This is a genomic window from Halomonas sp. C22 (genome assembly GCF_007655045.1).
Taxonomy (GTDB): domain Bacteria; phylum Pseudomonadota; class Gammaproteobacteria; order Pseudomonadales; family Halomonadaceae; genus Vreelandella; species Vreelandella hamiltonii.
The window spans coordinates 480,053-498,146 of sequence record NZ_VBVC01000002.1 but is presented as its reverse complement, the minus strand read 5'-3'; the positions used below and the strand labels follow the sequence as shown (position 1 = coordinate 498,146).

33 protein-coding genes and 1 other RNA gene are annotated in these 18,094 nt (G+C 54.4%); 2 read left to right on the top strand and 32 right to left on the bottom strand.

What is annotated here, in order from left to right; translation table 11 throughout:
* The 27 genes from FEU76_RS05615 to FEU76_RS18815 form a co-directional block, all read right to left on the bottom strand.
* Positions 1–300, bottom strand: a complete 300-nt coding sequence (locus FEU76_RS05615; protein WP_144981148.1) for a VpaChn25_0724 family phage protein — start codon at positions 298–300, stop codon at positions 1–3.
* Positions 297–641, bottom strand: a complete 345-nt coding sequence (locus FEU76_RS05610) for a hypothetical protein (protein ID WP_144981144.1) — start codon at positions 639–641, stop codon at positions 297–299. The genes FEU76_RS05615 and FEU76_RS05610 overlap by 4 nt, the downstream gene beginning before the upstream one ends.
* A gap of 6 nt (positions 642–647) precedes the next feature.
* Positions 648–944, bottom strand: coding sequence for a hypothetical protein (locus FEU76_RS05605; protein ID WP_144981141.1), 297 nt, complete (start codon positions 942–944; stop codon positions 648–650).
* Entirely contained in the window at positions 941–1,294 is a 354-nt protein-coding gene (locus FEU76_RS05600; protein ID WP_144981138.1) for a hypothetical protein, read from the bottom strand. Before FEU76_RS05600 ends, FEU76_RS05605 begins: the two co-directional genes overlap by 4 nt.
* Entirely contained in the window at positions 1,279–1,941 is a 663-nt protein-coding gene (locus FEU76_RS05595) for a transglycosylase SLT domain-containing protein (protein ID WP_144981135.1), read from the bottom strand. The genes FEU76_RS05600 and FEU76_RS05595 overlap by 16 nt, the downstream gene beginning before the upstream one ends.
* The gene (locus tag FEU76_RS18560; protein ID WP_186299099.1) at positions 1,938–2,090 is read right to left on the bottom strand and encodes a hypothetical protein; all 153 of its coding nucleotides are present in this window, start codon (positions 2,088–2,090) and stop codon (positions 1,938–1,940) included. Before FEU76_RS18560 ends, FEU76_RS05595 begins: the two co-directional genes overlap by 4 nt.
* 1 nt (position 2,091) lies before the next feature.
* Positions 2,092–2,406 carry a putative holin gene (locus FEU76_RS05590; RefSeq protein ID WP_144981132.1) on the bottom strand — a complete coding sequence of 105 codons (315 nt, stop codon included), beginning with the start codon at positions 2,404–2,406 and terminating at the stop codon, positions 2,092–2,094.
* A 136-nt stretch (positions 2,407–2,542) separates the two neighbouring features.
* Positions 2,543–2,893, bottom strand: coding sequence for a hypothetical protein (locus FEU76_RS05585; protein WP_144981130.1), 351 nt, complete (start codon positions 2,891–2,893; stop codon positions 2,543–2,545).
* Positions 2,894–2,907: 14 nt separating this feature from the next.
* The gene (locus FEU76_RS05580; RefSeq protein WP_186299098.1) at positions 2,908–3,321 is read right to left on the bottom strand and encodes a Mor transcription activator family protein; all 414 of its coding nucleotides are present in this window, start codon (positions 3,319–3,321) and stop codon (positions 2,908–2,910) included.
* Entirely contained in the window at positions 3,308–3,730 is a 423-nt protein-coding gene (locus tag FEU76_RS05575; RefSeq protein ID WP_144981124.1) for a gp16 family protein, read from the bottom strand. The genes FEU76_RS05580 and FEU76_RS05575 overlap by 14 nt, the downstream gene beginning before the upstream one ends.
* Entirely contained in the window at positions 3,727–4,170 is a 444-nt protein-coding gene (locus FEU76_RS05570) for a hypothetical protein (RefSeq protein ID WP_144981121.1), read from the bottom strand. The genes FEU76_RS05575 and FEU76_RS05570 overlap by 4 nt, the downstream gene beginning before the upstream one ends.
* Entirely contained in the window at positions 4,167–4,562 is a 396-nt protein-coding gene (locus FEU76_RS05565; protein WP_144981118.1) for a hypothetical protein, read from the bottom strand. Before FEU76_RS05565 ends, FEU76_RS05570 begins: the two co-directional genes overlap by 4 nt.
* Before the next feature lie 9 nt (positions 4,563–4,571).
* Positions 4,572–4,636, bottom strand: an RNA gene (locus tag FEU76_RS05560) — hammerhead ribozyme type II.
* Positions 4,634–4,972, bottom strand: a complete 339-nt coding sequence (locus tag FEU76_RS05555; RefSeq protein ID WP_144981115.1) for a hypothetical protein — start codon at positions 4,970–4,972, stop codon at positions 4,634–4,636. Before FEU76_RS05555 ends, FEU76_RS05560 begins: the two co-directional genes overlap by 3 nt.
* A complete protein-coding gene (locus FEU76_RS05550) occupies positions 4,969–5,205 on the bottom strand; it encodes a hypothetical protein (RefSeq protein ID WP_144981112.1) in 237 nt (78 codons plus the stop codon). The genes FEU76_RS05555 and FEU76_RS05550 overlap by 4 nt, the downstream gene beginning before the upstream one ends.
* On the bottom strand, positions 5,202–5,438 hold the full coding sequence (locus FEU76_RS05545; RefSeq protein ID WP_144981109.1) for a hypothetical protein: 237 nt from the start codon (positions 5,436–5,438) through the stop codon (positions 5,202–5,204). Before FEU76_RS05545 ends, FEU76_RS05550 begins: the two co-directional genes overlap by 4 nt.
* On the bottom strand, positions 5,435–5,593 hold the full coding sequence (locus tag FEU76_RS18555) for a hypothetical protein (RefSeq protein WP_186299097.1): 159 nt from the start codon (positions 5,591–5,593) through the stop codon (positions 5,435–5,437). Before FEU76_RS18555 ends, FEU76_RS05545 begins: the two co-directional genes overlap by 4 nt.
* Positions 5,594–5,596: 3 nt before the next feature.
* A complete protein-coding gene (locus tag FEU76_RS05540) occupies positions 5,597–6,226 on the bottom strand; it encodes a DUF3164 family protein (protein ID WP_144981106.1) in 630 nt (209 codons plus the stop codon).
* A complete protein-coding gene (locus FEU76_RS05535) occupies positions 6,223–6,483 on the bottom strand; it encodes a hypothetical protein (RefSeq protein ID WP_144981103.1) in 261 nt (86 codons plus the stop codon). The genes FEU76_RS05540 and FEU76_RS05535 overlap by 4 nt, the downstream gene beginning before the upstream one ends.
* A gap of 1 nt (position 6,484) precedes the next feature.
* Entirely contained in the window at positions 6,485–6,913 is a 429-nt protein-coding gene (locus FEU76_RS05530; RefSeq protein ID WP_144981100.1) for a hypothetical protein, read from the bottom strand.
* Positions 6,910–7,545, bottom strand: a complete 636-nt coding sequence (locus FEU76_RS05525; protein ID WP_144981097.1) for a hypothetical protein — start codon at positions 7,543–7,545, stop codon at positions 6,910–6,912. Before FEU76_RS05525 ends, FEU76_RS05530 begins: the two co-directional genes overlap by 4 nt.
* Positions 7,542–7,925, bottom strand: a complete 384-nt coding sequence (locus tag FEU76_RS05520) for a hypothetical protein (RefSeq protein ID WP_144981094.1) — start codon at positions 7,923–7,925, stop codon at positions 7,542–7,544. Before FEU76_RS05520 ends, FEU76_RS05525 begins: the two co-directional genes overlap by 4 nt.
* Complete coding sequence (locus tag FEU76_RS05515) at positions 7,922–8,557, bottom strand: hypothetical protein (protein WP_144981091.1); 636 nt, start codon at positions 8,555–8,557, stop codon at positions 7,922–7,924. The genes FEU76_RS05520 and FEU76_RS05515 overlap by 4 nt, the downstream gene beginning before the upstream one ends.
* 2 nt (positions 8,558–8,559) lie before the next feature.
* Entirely contained in the window at positions 8,560–9,279 is a 720-nt protein-coding gene (locus FEU76_RS05510) for an AAA family ATPase (protein WP_144981088.1), read from the bottom strand.
* Positions 9,280–9,320: 41 nt separating this feature from the next.
* The gene (locus FEU76_RS05505; RefSeq protein WP_144981085.1) at positions 9,321–11,366 is read right to left on the bottom strand and encodes a DNA-binding protein; all 2,046 of its coding nucleotides are present in this window, start codon (positions 11,364–11,366) and stop codon (positions 9,321–9,323) included.
* Positions 11,363–11,800 (bottom strand): hypothetical protein, encoded by a 438-nt coding sequence (locus FEU76_RS05500; protein WP_144981082.1) that lies wholly within the window; start codon positions 11,798–11,800, stop codon positions 11,363–11,365. Before FEU76_RS05500 ends, FEU76_RS05505 begins: the two co-directional genes overlap by 4 nt.
* A gap of 2 nt (positions 11,801–11,802) precedes the next feature.
* On the bottom strand, positions 11,803–12,141 hold the full coding sequence (locus tag FEU76_RS18815; protein ID WP_137093648.1) for a helix-turn-helix domain-containing protein: 339 nt from the start codon (positions 12,139–12,141) through the stop codon (positions 11,803–11,805).
* A 152-nt stretch (positions 12,142–12,293) separates the two neighbouring features.
* Between FEU76_RS18815 and FEU76_RS05490 the strand changes: the two genes are divergently transcribed.
* Together FEU76_RS05490 and FEU76_RS05485 are read left to right on the top strand one after the other, a co-directional pair.
* On the top strand, positions 12,294–13,016 hold the full coding sequence (locus FEU76_RS05490) for a S24 family peptidase (protein ID WP_222114782.1): 723 nt from the start codon (positions 12,294–12,296) through the stop codon (positions 13,014–13,016).
* Positions 13,017–13,034: 18 nt separating this feature from the next.
* Entirely contained in the window at positions 13,035–13,283 is a 249-nt protein-coding gene (locus FEU76_RS05485) for a hypothetical protein (RefSeq protein WP_144981079.1), read from the top strand.
* A 246-nt stretch (positions 13,284–13,529) separates the two neighbouring features.
* Here FEU76_RS05485 and FEU76_RS05480 read toward each other — a convergent pair whose 3' ends face one another.
* The 5 genes from FEU76_RS05480 to FEU76_RS05460 all read right to left on the bottom strand — a co-directional run bounded on the left by FEU76_RS05480 (position 13,530) and on the right by FEU76_RS05460 (position 17,943).
* Positions 13,530–13,940: a hypothetical protein gene (locus FEU76_RS05480; protein ID WP_144981076.1), complete on the bottom strand. Its 411-nt coding sequence runs from the start codon at positions 13,938–13,940 to the stop codon at positions 13,530–13,532.
* On the bottom strand, positions 13,927–14,787 hold the full coding sequence (locus FEU76_RS05475; RefSeq protein WP_144981073.1) for a hypothetical protein: 861 nt from the start codon (positions 14,785–14,787) through the stop codon (positions 13,927–13,929). The genes FEU76_RS05480 and FEU76_RS05475 overlap by 14 nt, the downstream gene beginning before the upstream one ends.
* Positions 14,788–14,827: 40 nt before the next feature.
* Positions 14,828–16,021, bottom strand: a complete 1,194-nt coding sequence (locus FEU76_RS05470; protein WP_144981070.1) for a DUF3800 domain-containing protein — start codon at positions 16,019–16,021, stop codon at positions 14,828–14,830.
* 96 nt (positions 16,022–16,117) lie between these two features.
* Positions 16,118–16,945, bottom strand: coding sequence for a hypothetical protein (locus FEU76_RS05465; RefSeq protein WP_144981067.1), 828 nt, complete (start codon positions 16,943–16,945; stop codon positions 16,118–16,120).
* A gap of 80 nt (positions 16,946–17,025) precedes the next feature.
* A complete protein-coding gene (locus FEU76_RS05460; protein ID WP_144981064.1) occupies positions 17,026–17,943 on the bottom strand; it encodes a hypothetical protein in 918 nt (305 codons plus the stop codon).
* Between the last annotated feature and the right edge of the window lie 151 nt (positions 17,944–18,094).

The following is an 18,094-nucleotide window of genomic DNA, read 5'->3' as shown; positions in this document are numbered from 1 at the left end:
TTACGCTCCCGGTCGCGGTTTGGCGACGCCGGGAACGGTGGCCAAGCCGTCGGCGACATCGCCGCCCCGTGAGGTGAGCGTGATGACCAGTCCTGCTCGGGGGCTCTGGAGGATGACCAGGTCTTGCTCTTCCAGCCATGCCAGATCACTGCGCAAGCGGTCGGTGCTGACGATGTGGGCATACGCCCCTTTTAGCTCGTCGTTCAGCGAGTACTCATTGGTGGTGAACTGCGTGCGCCGCGAGAGGATGCGCAGGATGCACAGGCGGCGGCCTTCAGTCTGGTAGTCGTTGTAGTTCATTGCCGATTCCCTTTTTCCGTCAGCAGGTATTCGTGCAGCCGATTCAGTAACGCATTACTGGCATGCACCTGGGTGGCCAGCTCGCCGACGGCGCGGTTCATGCCCGCCATTTCGCCGCGTAGCTTTTCGATCTCGCTGTAGCCGGGCCGGTTTTCCAGCGTCTGTTCCAGGCGTGTCACGTGGCGGTCCACCTCATCGATACGGATGTGCACATCTCGAATCGCAGTGCTGGTGGCGCGATTGCGCGTTGTCCACCACACGTAGATGCCCACGGCGAGCAAGAAGCTGTTCTTCATCACTTCGAATAGAAAGCGGGCATCCCATAAGTTGGTGATCTCCATGTTCCCCTAATCCTCGTCGTCGTCTTCGTCATTGCTGGCCACGCACTTGTCGGCGTGTTCGCGCACGCGTGCGAGCTTCAGCCAGCCCCGCGTGGCCCAGTGGTGTAGGTCGGTGATGTAGAGCGCGACGTCCTCCTGGGTGTAGTTGCCCACGGGGCGCAGCGGCTGGCGTTCTGGTGCGGTCATGCCTGCTGGGGCAGCGCACTGGTAGATGTTGACTGGGGGTGGCGTTGGTAGCGCGCCGGGCGTGCTGCTACAGGCGGCGAGCAACGCCCCAGCGGCGACGATCACGATAATGTTCATGGCAGGCGCTCCAGGGTATCGCGCAGCACAGGGGCCACGGGGCCGTTGTCGCTGGCGGGGGCGCGGCGGATGCGCTGGCGGAGGTCGTCGTAACTCTCTGCCTGCGCGGCGAGTTCCTCTTGAAGCGCTTGAACAGCGGCTTCAGCGTCACGGTAGCGCTGCTCGGCTTCGTCTAGCTGGTCAGCGACCTCAGTGGCTTCCCGTAGCCATTCATCACGCTGGTCTGTCATTTGCGATAGCGCTGAGCGTTCAAGGGTTAGCTCATTGACGAGGTTGTTTACCTGCCATGCTTTCCACGCGAAGCCGATGGACGCTGCAACAAAGAGTATGGAAATTACACGCTCGAACATGGCGCACCCCCTTGCCAGCCAGCGCGCTCATAGCGGGGCGTGAGATCGAGCAGGATGTGGCGCACGTAGTGTCGGTTTTCACGCCGCGCCCAGCTGGCGCGGGCGGTGTAGTGCTCCACGTGATTGAACCAGCGGGTGGCATCCTTGCCTGCGGCGGTGGTCAATCGACGGTCTCGGTTCACCCAGCCCAGCCCGCCGTTGTAGGCGGAGAGCGCGAACGCCCAGCGCTGGCATTCATTGGCAGCCCCGCTGAGCCGCTGCCAGTGCCATTTGTTGTAACGGGCTTGGGCGCGCATGGCCCATGTGGGGGAAAATGGGGCTGCACTGCCCAGGTCGGGGTAGATCTCGGCAATCCAGGCGCTGGTGGCGGGCATGAACTGGCTGAGCCCCTGGGCACCCACCGGGCTGGTAGCGTGGGTGCGCCAGGTGCTCTCTTGGTGGATCTGCGCGGCATGCACGGCCACACGGCCATTCATGCCCCATTCCTGTTGCACCACTCGCGTGAGTTCGCGCTGGTAGCCCTGCGCGGCGCTGGGGATCTGGCCGTGAGCGGGCTGGCAAAACGAGAGCAGTAGCAGCGTGGCCAGCACCAGGCACAGGGCTATCCAGGTGCCGCACTCGCGCAGGTAGGCGATGAGGTTGTTCATTCGGGCCGTTCCTCTTTGAGCCCTGACTCCACTTGAGCCAGCAACTGTTTCAGGCGCAGATACAGGGGCAGCACGCGAGCGCCGGGCGGCAGCGCGTCAATCTGCGCTTTGACGCGCTCGGCTTCTGCCAGTAGCTCGGCGGTGCCCATGTCAGACCCCGAGGCCCAGCGCCAGGATGGCACCGGCAATAATCAGGGCGCGGCGCAGCATGAGCAGCTCCCAGAGGGTGCGTTCTTTGGGGGCGCGGTCGGGGTTGAAGCCATCCGGGCGGGCGTAGGGGAATATCGAGCGGTCGATCCAGTAGCCGAGGTAGGCACCCCAGCAGAGCTTGGTGAGCGACCAGAGCAGCACGCCGAGCTGGTGCGGGTACAGCGCGCCGACGACCACGGTGGTGATGATGGCGAGGATCAGCCAGGGGCCGATGCGGAGTTTGTCGAGCAGGTTGTGGCGGGTTTGGGGTTTCACGAAGGTGACCTCAAGCAGGTGGAAGCACAATGCAGTGAGGTTCAGGATAGGGTGGCGGGGTGAGGCGTCGGGATTAGCGGGAATTAAAGAAAACAACCCGCCGAGGCGGGTTTGTTGGGAGTTCAGGTAGGTCGCTTTATCTCAAGTGTAGCTCTGCCATTGTATTGATGTACTGCATGCTTTCGTTGAGCCTGGAGACGGTGCGCTGGTGCATTTCCAGATCCACGGTGTCTGCATTGCCGTATGCGTCATTACCTTCGCTGGCTAAGCGGTTGGCAAATTGTGCATAGAGGGCCATGTGACTTTCCATGTGGCTATAGAAACGATCGCATCGCTCCCCGTACTCTTGTTGTACCTCGACTCTGCAAAGCGCTGCTAAATCAGCGGCAACCTCAGTGGAAACTTTGTATTCCGAAAAAGACGGTCCCGATTGCGCTGTTGCTACCGTGGCCACTAACGCCAGTGCGAATCCTGCCAGTGCCTTCATGATGTTCCCCTCCCTTAAAACAGCCCTGGCTGGATGCGGTTGCGGTGCAGTGCCCGCTGCTCGGCCAGGATCTTGTAGATCTGGATCACGTTCTTATCGTAGCGCCGTGCCAGCTCGGCGTGGTTGCTGCCGTTAAACTCGCACCATATTTGATGGTCGCGCAGCGCTCGGTCGAGCTGATCCCCTTTGGCTAAATAGAATACCTGCCCGCCGTGGTAATACGCCAGAATTCTGAGGGTGGAAAACGCCAGGCGTTGAGCGATGCGCGGCGCCACCCCTATTTCGACATACTCGGCCTCGATTACCTGCAGCATGTCGACCAGCGACTGAGGCCAGTGGCGGGCCAGCTCTGGATCCGGCAGGCGCTCCAGGGCATCTTTGGGGATCTCATCGAACCCAAAATCGAGGTTATCGTCATTTGAGGTCATTGGGGTACCGTCCTTGCCGCTTGGCATCGATGATGAGCCCGGTCATCAGGCGGTGTAGCTGGTCATCGTCCAGCCAGTCCACGCGCTCAACGTCGAACATCCGCTTGGCCATGCTGTCGGCGTAGGCCCATGGGCGTTCTGCATGGGTGAGCATGGCTTCGATCTTGCTCATCACGTTCTGGCGTGAGCGCGGCGGGCGCGGCGCTTTCCGGCCCGCTTTTTTGGCGGGCTTAGGTTCAAAACCGAGGCGGCGAAACTCGTACATCACGCCGCCAACGGTTCGGTTGGTGAGTTCTTTGGCACTGCTCACGCCCGCCGTGCGGGCGAGGATGGCGCGGTAGTCTTCATCGGTCAGGCCCAGTTGGGCCTTGGCGATGTGGATTTGGGCCAGCTTGCCTTTGCTGATCATGATTGGCGTCCCATCTGGCGGCGTACCGCGCTGCACCAGCCGCCGCACGGTTTGCCGTGGTTATCACCCTCGTGGCACGCGAAGATGCCACGACGCTTTACAGCGGCGTTGAAGTCGCGCTGGGTGTGCAAGCTCCTGGAGGCGTCGCTGCCCTTGCGAGCCGCACAGCCGCCACACATGGGCACCGCACTGTTCAGGGCGTCTTCCAGCGCCCGGCCTTCCAGGATGCGTACCGGGCGCGGCTGGTAGCTGAGGCAGGTGACACCCGCGCCTGGGTCGGTGACCCAGCCCCCATCGGGCCACGGAGCCCCGAGCTTCATCTCGATCATGCCGTCGATGATGTGGCACTCGTTCACGTTCTTGCACATACCGCACAGCATGCTAAACGTGATCAGCCACTCTTCTGGCACTGGCGTATAGGGCGTGCGTTCCAGGGTCATGACACCAGCTCCAAGTCAGGGAAGTTCTTTTTGAGGTGGTTGATCAACGTGCGCGGGCTGTTCCAGTGGGGCAGAAAGCCCACAACGCGCAACTCAGTCATCTTGTCGGCCGACGGCTTGCCGAACGCCTTCTTCAATTCCTTGTACTGCCTCAAAGGCCATGCGCGGCGCTTCATTGGGTAGAAGAACCTTCCTTCTGGGGCCTTTGGCTCTCCGTTATCGCCCACGCTGATCCAGTCGCCTTTGATGTAGCCATTCACATAGGTCTCAATGACCAGCCGCTCCCCCTTGCCTAAGCGCTTGTAGAAGGCCACTTCATAACCGTCAGCTTTGATCGTGGCGCTGGCGAAGACGCCCGAGAGCTGCTCTTCTAACTGCTTCCATTTATTCATGTGTAACCTCATTGGCTGCTCATCAGTGCCGGGCCACCACGCCCAGCAGACGCCCCAGCAGGGGCGTTTCGCTATGCTTCGACCTTTAGCTTTTGGCCGTTCACCTCCATGTTTTGAATGGTGATTCCTTTGATGGGCTCATGCGTTAGGTTGTCCCCCATCCAGCTACCGCTCTCTGGCTCAATTACTAGGCGACATACCAAGCCGTTGTAGGTGCCGATCACCACTTCGCCTGCCCTGACGAGATCTTCCTTTGGCTCCAGGTCGAGCATTTTTTTAGCGGTCTCCTCGCCATGCGCATCAAGCAAGGCCTTAGCGCTAATGATGGGCGCAGCCAGCGTGGTGAAGGCTTGGCCAATCGCTTTTGTGTGTACCGCTACGTTCATGCTGGTAATTTCAAACTCGCTCATTGGGCACCTTCCTGAATGGCCTTGATGGATTCGGTGAGCGCGTTGGGCTGGCTGGCAGGCCGCACGCTGTTGGCTTTTACGTGGATCAACCGCCCATTACTGGCGCGGATGAACGCTACGTCGCCCTTGATGCTGATCAGCATTCCCTTACGCGCTGAGATGCTGATGCTGTTACCCCGGCGCACCGTGCGGGTGTAGCTCACCCGGTCGCCGTGTTTGAGTGCGTGGTTCATGCGGCACCTCGCTGGGTGATGTGGTAGCGGTACTTAACGCCCGCTTTGGCATCGGATTCTGCCAACTCGGCGCTGACCACATCGACATGGTCGCCATGCACCTTGCGTGCGACTTTGCGAGCGGCTTCCTCCGCGCTCCAGGCGCAGGTAGCACGCTGGCCCTTCAGGGTGGCGGCGTAACCGCCGATGGCATCGCGGACGCGAATGGGTGCGGCATTCGTTGTGGTGCTCATTGGGTCACCTCATCGGTCATGTTCTCAGCAGCCCAGCGCCAGGCGCTGTGCTTCCATTGGCGTGGCATCGGGTTCTTCTTGAGCCACTGCTTGGCTTGCGCGGCACTGATGCCGTGCTCCTGGAGTTGGTAGAAGTAGGTGCATTTGCTGGGCATGGGTTACACCTCCGCGATGTTCAGGCTGATGGGCTGGTACCGCTCGGTGTCGCCGATGCGCTCGTAGATCCGCACGTAGCTTTTGGAGCCGGTGACCTGCACGGCGTCGGCGATGGCATCCATGGCTTTGAGCCAACGCTTGTCGTCGAAGTCGTGGCGGCGCAGGGCTAACACCGCACCGGTGCGCAGGTTGCCTTGCTTGTCAGTACGGAAGGCGTCCTGAACGATGGTTTTCACTTCGTGCCCAGCGCCGGACGTCCAATCCTTCAAGCACTCATCGATAAGCCCCTTGGCGGCTTCCAGGCGTTCATCGAAGGTGATGTGATCAGCTACTTGGCGTTGGATCTTGTAGCGGCCATCGAAGCTCAGCAGCGTGACGTTGCCTTTCTTGCCGCCCACGTTGACGCCGTACTGTTCGGCAGAGAGCTGCACGAACGTTTCGATGTCGCCAAAGGCAGCGGCTTTGAACTGCTGTAGCTGGCGGTTCAGCTCGATGGCCTTGGTCACCAGCTCGATGGCGAGTTCATCGCGGGCCTGATCAATCGGCTTGATGCTCTCTTCGGGGATCAGTCGCCCTTTGGCATCCATGCGGTAGCCATCGGGGATCTGGGTGATGTCAGTAGCGGCGCTCATTGGTTGGCTCCAAAACGTTGGTCGAGTTTGATATCCCGCGTGACGCTGTTAATGGCGTCGAGATAGCGCTGGGTGTGGGGGCCGTGCAGGCAGATCAGCGCGGCGAACGGTTCAAACTGGTGGCTGCGGGTGATGCCTACGGCCACCTGCTCGGCGCTGGTGGCGCCCATGTCTTGCAGCAGTTGGCTCACGCTGGCGTTGCCGATTTCGTCGGTGTCGATCAGGCGCAGCACGGGGTTGGCGGTGTGTGTGCTCATGTCAGGCTCCCTTGCGTGCAAAGTTGGCGGCAGTGCGGTTGCGGCCATGGTGGCGGTGGTGGCGCATCGGCTCGACGTACGCGCCGTTGCGCTGGTTCATACGCGCCAGGGCGCGCTCGGCTTCGGCGGTTTCTTCACGCCAGCGGTCGAGGAGATCGCGCCAGTCCCAGGCGGCGGCCTGGATCTCGTCGTCGGCGTCGTCTTCGCTGGCGGCTTCGGAGACCGCTGCCAGGCCGGTGTCCCAGCGCTGCCAGAAGCGCAGCACGGTGGCATGCTGCTGGGGCAGCAATGGCTCTGGCTCCAGGGCTAGACGCTCGATCACCAGTGGGTTGACGAGGTACTGGGCCAGGTTGAAGCCGTGACGGGCGATACGCAGGCGCATGAAGCGGTCGGCGTAGTACTCCAGTTCGCTGTCGGTAATGGTGTTCATGGCTGTTCTCCCTGGCTGGCTGCCTCTTTCAGTAGGTCGCTCAGGCGCTTTGGGGCGTTGGCTCTTTCAGCGACTTTGTCGTGTTGTGGCGGGCGCTGGTGGGTAACGTGTGCCTTGCGTTGGGCTAACCGCTCATGCTCGGCAAGTACGTCATCGGTGGTGCGCTCGCGCAGGGGCGCAACGGCAACACGGTTTGCAGGCTGTTTGGCACCGCTACGAACTTGCTCCTCACGCTGCTTTTCCACCTCGGCGGCGTGGCGGTCGGCGCAGTTGGCCACCACTTCATAGAGGTAGCCGTGGCCAGTGAGCGGCAGGTTGCTGGGCGGGCGTTCAAGCAACTGGTCAAGCGCCATCACCCAGACCTTGAGCGGTGCTTCACGGGTAATGCCTTTACGCTCGATCACGCCGCTAGTGATGACGTCCTTCAGCTCGCCCAGCAGGCGGGCGCTTTTGGCGCTGGCCAATGCCCGTGATTTGGGCCGGAACAGGCCGAGGTAGCGCACGATGCGGCTGCTCAGTAAGGCGGGCATTTCCAGCGCGGCGGCCAGCGCCTGGTTGTGTTCGCCTTGGGTGACGAACGCGGCCATGTCGCCGCTCATGCCGCATTCCGGGCAGGTGGCTTTGAGGGTCATTGGTCTTCTCCCTGCTGGCGGTCGGGGTTGTTCGGGCAGGTTTGGCAGCTGCGCCATAGGCGCATGGCCATGGGGTTGTGGGTAGGCGCTGGGCGCGAGCGGTACTCGCGGCACTGTTCCACGCTGATGGTGCGTTCCTGTGCGGGGCAGTTCAGGCCATCCAGCGCCTGTAGCACCTTCTTTTCGATGCTGCTGGTGGAGGGGCTGGGGTAGCGGTTGGCCAGTGCCAGGGATACCGCGCTGCGCGAGACGCCGATGCGATCACCGGCCATCTTGCGATTGGTGGCGCGCACTTCGTTGGCGAGCAGGGTGATCCAGCGGGGCGGTGCTTCGCCCCAGTTGGAGATATCCACGGTGCGGGTGCGACGAATGGCGTTCATGGCTCGCCCCCTTCGGTTTTGATCACGCGGGAGTAGATGACGGTGCCGGTATTCGGGTCGTACATCTCTTTCGTGCGGCGAATCTGCGGGGCCATGGGGCCGGTCCAGCGGCTGGGCACCAACCGGTAGCGCCCCGGTACACCGGGCGAGGCGGGTGTCACAACGCTGAGGTAGTCAGCGCGTACCAGCATCGTGATGTATTCGTCAGCCGTCGTTTTGGCTACCGGCTGGTGGACGGTACTGGCGGCATCGGCCAGCTCTGCGCCGGTGAAGTCGCCAATGATTTTGAGGGTGCGCCACATTTGCTCACGGCCTGGCGGTGGCGGGCAGGTGCCATCGCGGCGCACACGCGGTGCTTCGATGCCCACGTCTCGCAGTAGCGTGTATTCGGCACGTTCGCCGGGACGCTTACTGACATTGGTACGCTCTATGTAGCCACCGATGGCTAGGTTGCGAAGGTAGTCGACAATGCGGTGTTGCTTGACGCGGCGAACGCATTCAAGCCCCATCGCTGTTTGAATACCGGCCATGGTAATGGGCGTATCGGCATGGTTGAGCTGGCGAATAGCGTCCCAAATGTATTGGCGTGGCGGCACATCACCGGCCATGGTGGAGGGTTTCTTCTTGGCCATGCTTAACCCCTCCGCGCCGGTGGTTGGCCGGTGTGGATGTCTTGCTCGCTCCACTCGCGTAGGCTCACTGTCTTCCAGCCTTGAGCGCTGGCTTCGGAGTGGATCTGGTAGAGGTTCACCGCCACACGGCGCAGGCAGCCTTTAACGCGGTGGTTGATGGCGTCCAGCAGGTCGTCTTCGATGGTGATATCGGGGTAGCTTTTGGCGGCCAGGGCACACACGTCGTCCAGGCTGGCGGCTTGTGCGGGTACCCATTCCAGTACGCGGTTGTGCAGGCGTTCTAGGCGGGCCATGGAGGCAGGCACGCGCTCTTCACCGATCAGAATCAGGGTGCCTTGGCTGGCGTTGTAGATGTCGGTGAGGACGTTGGCGGCGGCTTTGTCGATGACGTACTGAACGTCATCAATAATCAGCGGGCGGCCAGAGCGGGAGAGCTGCTCGGCGATCTGGTCGACCATCTCGCTCAGTGTCTTCATGGGGATGATGCCCATCTCGCGCAGGATGGCGACCACGAACGCTTTTTTCGTCCAGCTTTCGCGGCACTCAACGTAGTAAGCGCGGTGCATGTTGGCGGCATAGGCGGCTGCCAGGCTTTTTCCGTAACCGCTGGGGCCGTACATGACCACCAAGCCAGGTAGTTCGGGCGGGCGGTTGGCGGCGCTTTCGACAGCGGCGGCCAGTAGGCCAACGTTGGTGAGTGGTACAATGGTGTTGACGCTCATAGTGCTTCCTTATCCAAGGTTGGGGTGTCGTGGGCCGTGGTCTAGACGGCCCGTCGGTTGCGGGCGGGTGACAGCCCGTCCGCTTCCATTACGCGCTGGATGGCGCGGAAATCGTTGTGGTGCTGGTAACTGTCGTGCCACTGGCGTGCCTGTTCGGGCATGTCTTCGTTCTGCTGAAGCTGGGCATCCAGCTTTTGCCAAAGCCGATAACGCTCGACTTTGTTTTGGGGTATCTGAAAGCGTTTGCCTTGATCGGCCAGTTGCTTGGCGTAGGCGCGGCCTTGAGCGGCCTGCTTTTCGTCTGATTGGCGGGCGGCGGGGGTAATCGTTCTGAACTCCACATCGCTGCCGGTGACCACCTTGGCTTTCTGCACCAGGCGGTTGAGCTGGCCTTTTTCGCGTTTTTCGGCGGCGCGTTCGATCATGCTGGCGGGCATCGCGGGGGTGGCATTGCCATCCAGTTGGGCATCGCCGAGGTATTCACCGTCCAGGGTGAAGATGCCGACGCAGCCGGTGTCGCGGTAATCCCAGGCCACGCGGATCTCGTCGCCGTGGAAGTCGCGCAGGGCATCCATGAAGTAGACGCCGCCGTTGATACGCACTTCGCCACGGTTGGTTTTGCGCACTTCTTGCGGGCGTATAAGCGAGGCGACCACATCACTGGGTGCAGTGAGCGCTTCGAAGCCTTCGGCCTCGGCACTTTTCCAGGCTTCCATGGGGCTTTGGTGGCGCAGCTTGCCGCTGTCTAAGTCGCGCACTTTGGGCAGCCCTTTGTGGGGCCGATGGTTATAGGCATCCAGGGCGTCGTTCAAGCGCTCGAAGAACTCTTGAAACGTGGGAATAAACGCGGGCTTTAACCCTTGTTTAATATCGCGGCGGCTTAACTTGTGCGCTTTGGTGGCGGCTTCTTTATCCATATCTGCGCCAATAAAGCTGGGCATCTCTTTAGCCAGTTTCACCAGGATGGTTTGGTGGGCGCGTTCAATGACGCCGCGTGCCTGGGAGTTGTAGGGCAGTGAGTGGGTAATGCTGCCACCCAGGCGGTCGACCACTTCGTAAACAGTGGCGTTGTCAAAGCCTGAACCGTTATCGACATAGAACAGGTTGAACATGCCCACACGGCTCACGGCATCGCGCAGGGCATCCAGCGTGGCCACGGTGGATTCGGCAAGGTTGAGGGCAAAGCCGACGATGCGGCGGGTGCCCCAATCGATGATCAAGGTGATCTCGGGCCGGAAAGCCTGGCCGGTGAGCGGGTTGATCACTTCGGCATCGAAGGTATGGCCATCCGCTACCCACACATCGTTGGGCAGTAGCGCGTCGCTGGTGCGGCGCTTGAAGGGCTGGAGGGCTTTCAGCTCATGCGCACCCATGCGGCCACGCTCACGCGCTTCCGGGCTTAGCTTGGCAAGCCAGCGGCGCACCTGATGGATAGAAGGGTGCGGCGGCTCGGTCTGCTCGACGAGCAACTGATAGGCCGCTTCTACGCTGGGCTTTTGCGGCTTCTGGTAGCGCTTGAGAAAGTCACCGGCCCACGGCGGCATGCTCATATCAGCCTTGCGGCGCTTGGGGGCAAGGCCGCGTTCGCCGTACTTGCGGAAGTCAGCGATCCAGCGCTTGAGGGTGCGCTCGCTGAGGGTGCGGGTATCCGTTTTACGGTCGTTGGCCAACACAACGCGCTCTTTCAGGTACAGCGTTAGATCGTCGGCCTGGGCATGGGCGACTAACGTTTCGATAGCGCGCTGCTGGCTGACCATCTTGCTCATGCGCTCGATCTCGCGGACGAAAGCCACGCGGGCACCCATGACACGGCGCTGGGCATCGGTGAGTTGCTGCTGGCCTGGGCGCTGCTCTTCTTGCTGCGGCGCTACGGTGCTGGCAGGCGCAGGGGCGGCTTGGTCGGCCTGTGTCAGCAGTAGGGCGTTTTGGGTTTCTTTGGGTAGTACGGCGAAGGCGTATTCCACGGCCTTGCTGCCTATGCGGCGCTGGCCTTCCCAGCCTTCGCGATCGGCTGCTTTTTTAACCCCCCTTTCTGTGCTGGGCATACCTGGTAGCCCAGCCAACTCTTTGGCGGAGTACCAGTTCATTCTTCTTCTCCCATCATCTTTTTCAGCTTGCGCAGATCCGCATTGACTCGCTCCTGAATGCGGGACAGCTTCCCGTATTCGGCAGCTAGCGCTTCGCGGCCATAGGCAACGCGCCCGCCGCGCAGGTGGACGATCCAGTCGGTAAAGGCATGGCTTTGGCACACCTCTTCCAAAAGCGGAATGCGGTAGAACGGAATGTTGTGGTCGGCGCGGCCTGGGCTCGACCACGCATCCAGCATGTGCTTGGAAACGTCGTCACCTGAGAGGCGGCTCATTTGCGTGGCAATCTCGTAGCGGTCTACTGGGCACTCTTTCAGCACTACCCCTACCAGCTCGCTGACCTGAGCGGCATAGTTACCGCTGCCTGGCGTAGGCACGACCGGCACTGGCACTTCGAAGATGTCTAACGTTAAGTCATCTTTGACACGGCGCATGGTTATGCCCTCCGGGCCAATTGACGATGCGCGATAGCGTTAGAGCCGCTATCATGCAGACTTAATGTTGATGCGCTCTTTTCCGCTCGATTGGGGCGCTGACGGCAGGGGGTGCCATCGTTGTTCCAGCGCTCAGGCCAAATCACTGCAGGCTTGAGATCTAGTGCTGCTGCGATAGCTCGTTCCATACGTGGGTAGGGCGTGCGCTTTACGGATGCCAGCGTTCCAAGCTCTACGCCAAGGCGGCGAGATAGCTCCGCCAACGTAAGGCCACGAGACCGGATCTGATATTTGATCCACTCCCATCGCGCCGTTGGGTTGGTAGGTATGTCCAGTTTCATAGCGTCACTCCGTGGCGTTTTTTCTGGCTGTCTAACCCTCACTTGTGAGTAAACATAACTCCATATATGGAATTCATCAATCCCTTTTCGGAGTTCTTTTTCTCTCCTATTTGGATTCTATAGTCCTTTTAAGGAATTTTGGGTTTGAATCAATGGCTTATGAAGAATCGGAACTGAATAGAAATACTGAGGAGTCAGTTCCGAATCCCAATAACGGAATCGGAACTCGAATTTCGGAAGTGTCAGAGATGTTGGGTGGGCGCAAAAAAGCCGCTCAAACTGCAGGCGTTGCTATGTCGACGTTTCACCGATGGCTTGCTGGTGACTCTGTACCCGCGCTGGATAGCATTGCCCGGCTTGCGAAAGGTGCAGGCGTATCTCTTGATTGGGTTGCTACTGGTGAAGGGCCAAAGCAATTAGACGAGAAACCGCCAATTCCGAATACGGAAGTGTTGGGAATGGAGGATTACGCCTTTGTGCCGCTGTATGACGCGCAGTGCAGCGCTGGGGCAGGTGCCTGGAATGAGAACTGTCGAGTGCTCACGCATATCTCGTTCACGCGCTACTCATTGCGCAAGCAGGGGCTGACGCCGGATCACCTCTCAGCGATACGTATCGACGGCGATAGCATGGAGCCGGTATTGCACAGCGGTGACACGGTGCTGATCGATCACACGCGCACCACGATTGAGGGCGAGGGTATCTATATTCTGCGCCTGGATGGACACCTCTACGCCAAGCGGCTGCAGCGTAACTTTGATGGGGTCGCCATCATCAGCGCCAACAGCGCGTACGATAAGGTGACCGTGCCGCGTGACCGCTTGGCAGAGCTTGAGATTATTGGGCGGGCTGTTTGGTCTGCAGGGTGGTTGTGAGTCGTTTAAGGAGGCAACATGGAAGGTACTGTGGTTGGCATCAACCCTAGAAAAGGCTTCATAGCCATAAGATTAGATGATGGAGACATCACGGTTGCAGAGCTGCTGGGTGACTACGACGTTGATTTGCGTGACAGAATTCGCGGCGATTTAGAGGCTCTCGGCGGGGAATATTTCTACAACCTTACGAAGCAAGAAGAACTAGACGTGTTTGTCCAAGGGACGGGCTGCTCTGACTACAATGCCAAGCTGCTTTTATCCAACTGATTTCAGTGCCAAACATCTTACAAAAAATGCCGCTCAGCTTATGAACGGCATTTTTTTCAATTTGCGCATCTTTGGCACTGCTGGCGTCTAATATGCTGGCGCTCTATGCTGGCTGCCTGCATGTAACTCTCTGAATCTATGGCGCTAAATTTCGCCTCTCGTCCCACCTTATCCCTCTATGTTGTTTATAGTCCCACATTAGGCCGCTGTGCCATATCTCCTGCTAACCCACACTTGGTTATAAGCCTACTGCACTTTGTTGATGTGCCCAACAGCCGCACCAAAAATGAAGTGACAAATTGAGGCAAAACCAAACAAAATCAACTGCGTTATTCCAAGGCCTTTGCTAGGCATTATTAGCATTAGTGAATAAATAACAACATTTACCACCAAGCCAAGGCATACAAGAATCGTTAAATATAACGTAATAGCAGGTATTTTCTTCTCTCTGTTTGTCGCTGCTAATGCTGCAGAAAGTTTTACTATAAGCTGTCCGTAAATGATTGTTGAAGCAATAGACCAATCAGATATTGTTAGTAAATCCGAAAGCTTTTCTTGGGCAAGGCTTATGATTGTCAGAATAATAAATGGCAAAAGATAAAATATATAGTCTGCAGCTAATACCAGTGAGGTACTTTGCTTTTTAGACTTCATCATTTTTGTTCTCAAATTCTAGCATTTGTTGCAGCTCATCATTTTTTATAGGATGACCTACAGTAAGCACTTTATGATCTTTGTAACTGAAATATTTAGCCCCTTTTTCCTTATACATAGAAAACTCTACGAAGGCATTGATGGCATCGCCTGGTTCAAGATGAATTTCTCGGTTTTGATACCTTTCTAGCCAGTTTTTGTCCTCTATGGGGGCAGAAAAAATTTTCTTTCTTTGTATGCTTTTAAAATCCCACATCGAGTAGCCAACAAAAACAGGTTTCCTTACGAGAAGAATTTCTGTAGTTCTTTTAACTTCAAAATGTTCTTTGAAAAGGTCTTCTGGTTCACGTGCAAATCTTGTTTTGGTGTTAATGTAATAAACATTGCTATCTTTTTTTCGAACATCTACAGTTTCACCTTGAACGAGCATTTTCGATGCTTCTGCTAATTTATATAGCCCTTTAGCAACTTCTAGTCGGTTTATGTTTGCCTGATTTGGAAAGTCTATTACTGTGTCAGACAAAACGTCATCTTCAAGTTTCTTGGTGAAAGTTTCTATTTGATCTTCTCGATCGATTTCATCAAGGTCAACCATATGTTGAGCAATCATTAGAGGTATTTTTGACAGCGTTGAACAATAGCCACCAATACAATCAACAATACTACTGATTGAACCAGTTTCAACAGCTGACAGCTCACAAGTAACTACGTTATCAGGGGCGATTCCTTTACCAACAACAAGAACCAGATTTTCAAACGCATTAACATATTGCGCCATAGCAAGAAAAACTCTTTCTGGACTTCCTGTATTTGGTTTGAAATCCAGCCGAATTTCGAATTGATCTTTCACTTACTCTCCTTTCAAGTTGAAACTTGATTGGGTTTATAAATTAAGTGGCGACTTGAGGGTTTGGCTCTGCGTTCATTAGGAAGTATGAGGTATAGGCAGCCGCATTTAGCCCACCATCATGCACTGTTCCCAAATCTTCAGGAGATACATCTTTTGTAGGCCAAATTTTGTTATGACCAATGAATCGGTCAAAGTTTAATTTTTCGAGCTCAAGAAATAAATAATCATCTTTTTCTCCTCTGCTTACTCCTGCAGCCCAGTAGGCAAAGGAACTAGCAATAACATCTGCTACTTGCAGTTGATAATGTGAGTCAGAGCTGGAAAATGTAAGGCTTTTCCCTTTTAATGGTAATTTGTATTTCCTTCGATCATAGCCAAGTTCAATATCATCCTGTGTCCAGTCCATAAACTGAGCAAACAGCAATCTCTGTTTTTCAATTGTGTGTGAATCATCATGAATGACATGAAAACCCTTTGGGTATTTTTCGCCCCAATTAACACATTGAGCAAATAATGCAGGTATAGATGGATCTAGTGAGAATTTGTCAATGCCGTTTAGAGCATCTTTTACGCACCTTCTGGTTTCTAGAATCATATTTATATATTTTTCAAAATCTTTAGATCTTAGGTCAGGAATTAATGACTCAACACTATTATAAAAATCATCAATAGCTTCATCTGTTTGCTCTTTGATCATTTTGATGAAAGAGTCATACATTTCTTTAAGTGAATCATCATCACAAAAGGCGCCTAAACAATAATAAAGCATGTTTGAAAGAGCAATGTTTTGTCCGTTTAAGTATAAGTCTTCACCACGAAGATGCATCATGTGCTCGATCAAAATATCTACAATTTTCGATGCCAACATGAACTCTTTGTGAAAAATATTTATTGCTATTTTATCTTTACAGATCAACTTGCTGCTCATCAGCCTCACAATGCCATCTTGGCCTGCTTTTCTTCGCTTAAGCCTCTTAAAATGTATCTCATGTGCTGATTTAGAACCAATTAGCCCAAGAAGCTTTTCAGCCTCAGCATCTGAATATTGACAGCTTGCCAATGTGAAAATTGTCTGATCTTTATCAAGTAGATTTGAACCTGTATTGCCAGACTCATCAAAATAAATATGAGGAACTCTTAATTTTTCTCTGATTGTTTTGTCCTTTATTAAATTTCTTTTTCTGGTCTTCTTAGCATGTTTACTCTTTCTTTTCGCTTGGCTATTACGGCTCATTTCTCACCATTTTGGTTAGGAAAACTTAACACCCGCATTTGCGGCTGATTTGGAACGTAGCGGAGAACCAGTCAGCAGCATGCGTTTGTTATGCCATTATATTTCTAATTTCTGTACGTGAGTATCTATTCTTTCAGCAAGCTCGCGACAATTATTTACTAACTCTTTAATGCTTTCTACCGACACGGTAATAGACTTTCCTTCTTTGTCATAGCCAGCGCGATGCACACAATCGTGTCTCACTCTAACGGCTCTAAATAGCCATGATATATCCCCAAAATCACACCCAAAAACTTTAGCATACATTGGTTTTACCTTGCGCATATCATGGAAAATAATGCCTTTTAAGTATGTGGCAACAGTTGATTTGATGTTGCTATGCTGAGCGTAAATCTCGTTTACTGTAAACTTGCGACTCCCAAATTCAGGGTCAGTTTCGATCAATTTTCTCGTTAATATGTCGGAGTTAGTGACGCAATGAATAAATGTAGTAGACAGGAAGTGCTCCAGCGTAGAAACAACATGGGCATGCAGCATTACCAATAAACTAAATCGAGCGCTTTGAGTTGTTTTTATTTGAAGTATTGCAGGGATTTCAGCCAACTGCTTATTAAACATTTCCATTTGCTCTGAATTAACCAATTCCCACTGAAGCTCATCTTCTTCAGGATCTTCCAAATCCCACTGAGATAAGCTCACATACAAGCCTGAAGTCAGGCCATCTATTTTTGCCATGATAGATGAATCGTTATCATCGTTGAACCGAACAACATAGCCATAAAGCAATCCCTCTTTGCTGTAATCACCTTCAATGTCGTAAGCGATCTGATCTAATTCATCTTCGGTAATACCAAGAAAATTAGCCAAACGACAATTTTTTTGTGCTTCAATTCGATCAAACCAGTAGTCTTTAGTACTGCCCATCTATATGACTCCCTACGGGGGCATAACGCCCGCATTTGCGGTGGAGCGCAGCGGAAAACCAGTCCGACAACATGCGCTTCTTAGCCTCTGAAATATGGCGGTGAAAAGCTTCTGGCTTGAAGGCCAATTCTTTGTGACAGCGAAATATTCATAATATGCGGCCTTCTATTCTCAATTTTACGACTACTGGGAAGCTCCAAAGAAAATCCCTCCACTTTATTTCGCTTAACCGAAGGCACTTTCATTTCAATTTCATCTGGAAAAAATAGCAAAGGCAAATCTGAAAGCATTTCAAAACATTTCATTATTTCGTTTGAATCAAGGTTGTTGCATTGACCACTATTTAATCCTGAATATTTAACAAGTACGCCATTCAGGCCACGTGATACAAAGTATGTATTAATCAGGTGATATGGGATGTTTCTATTTAAAGAGAACCCCGTTCTCATTCCATGAAAATCATCATGAATTAGTGGGTCAGCCCCTAATGTACCTCCAGGGAGAACACCCTCTATATAGTATCCAATAACCAAGTTGGCATCCCATGATGATGAAAATGGTCTAACCCTTCTATGCTTATGCTTTATCTCATTTATTATTTTTGATACATGAGCTCGATAAGATGATGTTAGATTTTTAAATTCTCTTGATGCCTTAGTGAATTTTTCGTTCTTGTGGAGTATGGACTTTAAGATAGACTGGCAAGCCTCAATGAAATTTGCAGAAAAGAATATAAGATTAAATATATCTACTCTGTAATCCTCCAAGTTTTTAGGGGTATACGCATGGTTTTCTTTTCTTTTTAAAGCATCACTGCTCAATCTTTCCAGTAGCCTCTTCGCGCTATCAATCACATCTAAAAATGAGAAATAGAAAATATCTGCAGGATGATTCAGCCCTAACTCACTGTACCCAGAGTTTGAACATTCCATGTTTTTGAGCAGTGAAATAACTTCCGGATAATATCCAGTTTTTTTGTTTGGTATCTGGAACTTCACTTTAACTCCTCGAGAGGTTAACAGCGTATTAGAAGGCGCGCTCTATGACTGAATGAGCGTGCTGGCACGTTCTACTAGTAAATATAGCTCGTGCTCTCCACTTAAGTATTTGATTTTATTAAATATTAACTTAAAGTAGTCGTCATATCCA

Coding starts and splice junctions, on each gene's coding strand:
- FEU76_RS05615 (WP_144981148.1), bottom strand. CDS start 300: ATGAACTACAACGACTACCAGACTGAAGGCCGCCGCCTGTGCATCCTG.
- FEU76_RS05610 (WP_144981144.1), bottom strand. CDS start 641: ATGGAGATCACCAACTTATGGGATGCCCGCTTTCTATTCGAAGTGATG.
- FEU76_RS05605 (WP_144981141.1), bottom strand. CDS start 944: ATGAACATTATCGTGATCGTCGCCGCTGGGGCGTTGCTCGCCGCCTGT.
- FEU76_RS05600 (WP_144981138.1), bottom strand. CDS start 1,294: ATGTTCGAGCGTGTAATTTCCATACTCTTTGTTGCAGCGTCCATCGGC.
- FEU76_RS05595 (WP_144981135.1), bottom strand. CDS start 1,941: ATGAACAACCTCATCGCCTACCTGCGCGAGTGCGGCACCTGGATAGCC.
- FEU76_RS18560 (WP_186299099.1), bottom strand. CDS start 2,090: ATGGGCACCGCCGAGCTACTGGCAGAAGCCGAGCGCGTCAAAGCGCAG.
- FEU76_RS05585 (WP_144981130.1), bottom strand. CDS start 2,893: ATGAAGGCACTGGCAGGATTCGCACTGGCGTTAGTGGCCACGGTAGCA.
- FEU76_RS05580 (WP_186299098.1), bottom strand. CDS start 3,321: ATGACCTCAAATGACGATAACCTCGATTTTGGGTTCGATGAGATCCCC.
- FEU76_RS05575 (WP_144981124.1), bottom strand. CDS start 3,730: ATGATCAGCAAAGGCAAGCTGGCCCAAATCCACATCGCCAAGGCCCAA.
- FEU76_RS05570 (WP_144981121.1), bottom strand. CDS start 4,170: ATGACCCTGGAACGCACGCCCTATACGCCAGTGCCAGAAGAGTGGCTG.
- FEU76_RS05565 (WP_144981118.1), bottom strand. CDS start 4,562: ATGAATAAATGGAAGCAGTTAGAAGAGCAGCTCTCGGGCGTCTTCGCC.
- FEU76_RS05555 (WP_144981115.1), bottom strand. CDS start 4,972: ATGAGCGAGTTTGAAATTACCAGCATGAACGTAGCGGTACACACAAAA.
- FEU76_RS05550 (WP_144981112.1), bottom strand. CDS start 5,205: ATGAACCACGCACTCAAACACGGCGACCGGGTGAGCTACACCCGCACG.
- FEU76_RS05545 (WP_144981109.1), bottom strand. CDS start 5,438: ATGAGCACCACAACGAATGCCGCACCCATTCGCGTCCGCGATGCCATC.
- FEU76_RS18555 (WP_186299097.1), bottom strand. CDS start 5,593: ATGCCCAGCAAATGCACCTACTTCTACCAACTCCAGGAGCACGGCATC.
- FEU76_RS05540 (WP_144981106.1), bottom strand. CDS start 6,226: ATGAGCGCCGCTACTGACATCACCCAGATCCCCGATGGCTACCGCATG.
- FEU76_RS05535 (WP_144981103.1), bottom strand. CDS start 6,483: ATGAGCACACACACCGCCAACCCCGTGCTGCGCCTGATCGACACCGAC.
- FEU76_RS05530 (WP_144981100.1), bottom strand. CDS start 6,913: ATGAACACCATTACCGACAGCGAACTGGAGTACTACGCCGACCGCTTC.
- FEU76_RS05525 (WP_144981097.1), bottom strand. CDS start 7,545: ATGACCCTCAAAGCCACCTGCCCGGAATGCGGCATGAGCGGCGACATG.
- FEU76_RS05520 (WP_144981094.1), bottom strand. CDS start 7,925: ATGAACGCCATTCGTCGCACCCGCACCGTGGATATCTCCAACTGGGGC.
- FEU76_RS05515 (WP_144981091.1), bottom strand. CDS start 8,557: ATGGCCAAGAAGAAACCCTCCACCATGGCCGGTGATGTGCCGCCACGC.
- FEU76_RS05510 (WP_144981088.1), bottom strand. CDS start 9,279: ATGAGCGTCAACACCATTGTACCACTCACCAACGTTGGCCTACTGGCC.
- FEU76_RS05505 (WP_144981085.1), bottom strand. CDS start 11,366: ATGAACTGGTACTCCGCCAAAGAGTTGGCTGGGCTACCAGGTATGCCC.
- FEU76_RS05500 (WP_144981082.1), bottom strand. CDS start 11,800: ATGCGCCGTGTCAAAGATGACTTAACGTTAGACATCTTCGAAGTGCCA.
- FEU76_RS18815 (WP_137093648.1), bottom strand. CDS start 12,141: ATGAAACTGGACATACCTACCAACCCAACGGCGCGATGGGAGTGGATC.
- FEU76_RS05490 (WP_222114782.1), top strand. CDS start 12,294: ATGGCTTATGAAGAATCGGAACTGAATAGAAATACTGAGGAGTCAGTT.
- FEU76_RS05485 (WP_144981079.1), top strand. CDS start 13,035: ATGGAAGGTACTGTGGTTGGCATCAACCCTAGAAAAGGCTTCATAGCC.
- FEU76_RS05480 (WP_144981076.1), bottom strand. CDS start 13,940: ATGATGAAGTCTAAAAAGCAAAGTACCTCACTGGTATTAGCTGCAGAC.
- FEU76_RS05470 (WP_144981070.1), bottom strand. CDS start 16,021: ATGAGCCGTAATAGCCAAGCGAAAAGAAAGAGTAAACATGCTAAGAAG.
- FEU76_RS05465 (WP_144981067.1), bottom strand. CDS start 16,945: ATGGGCAGTACTAAAGACTACTGGTTTGATCGAATTGAAGCACAAAAA.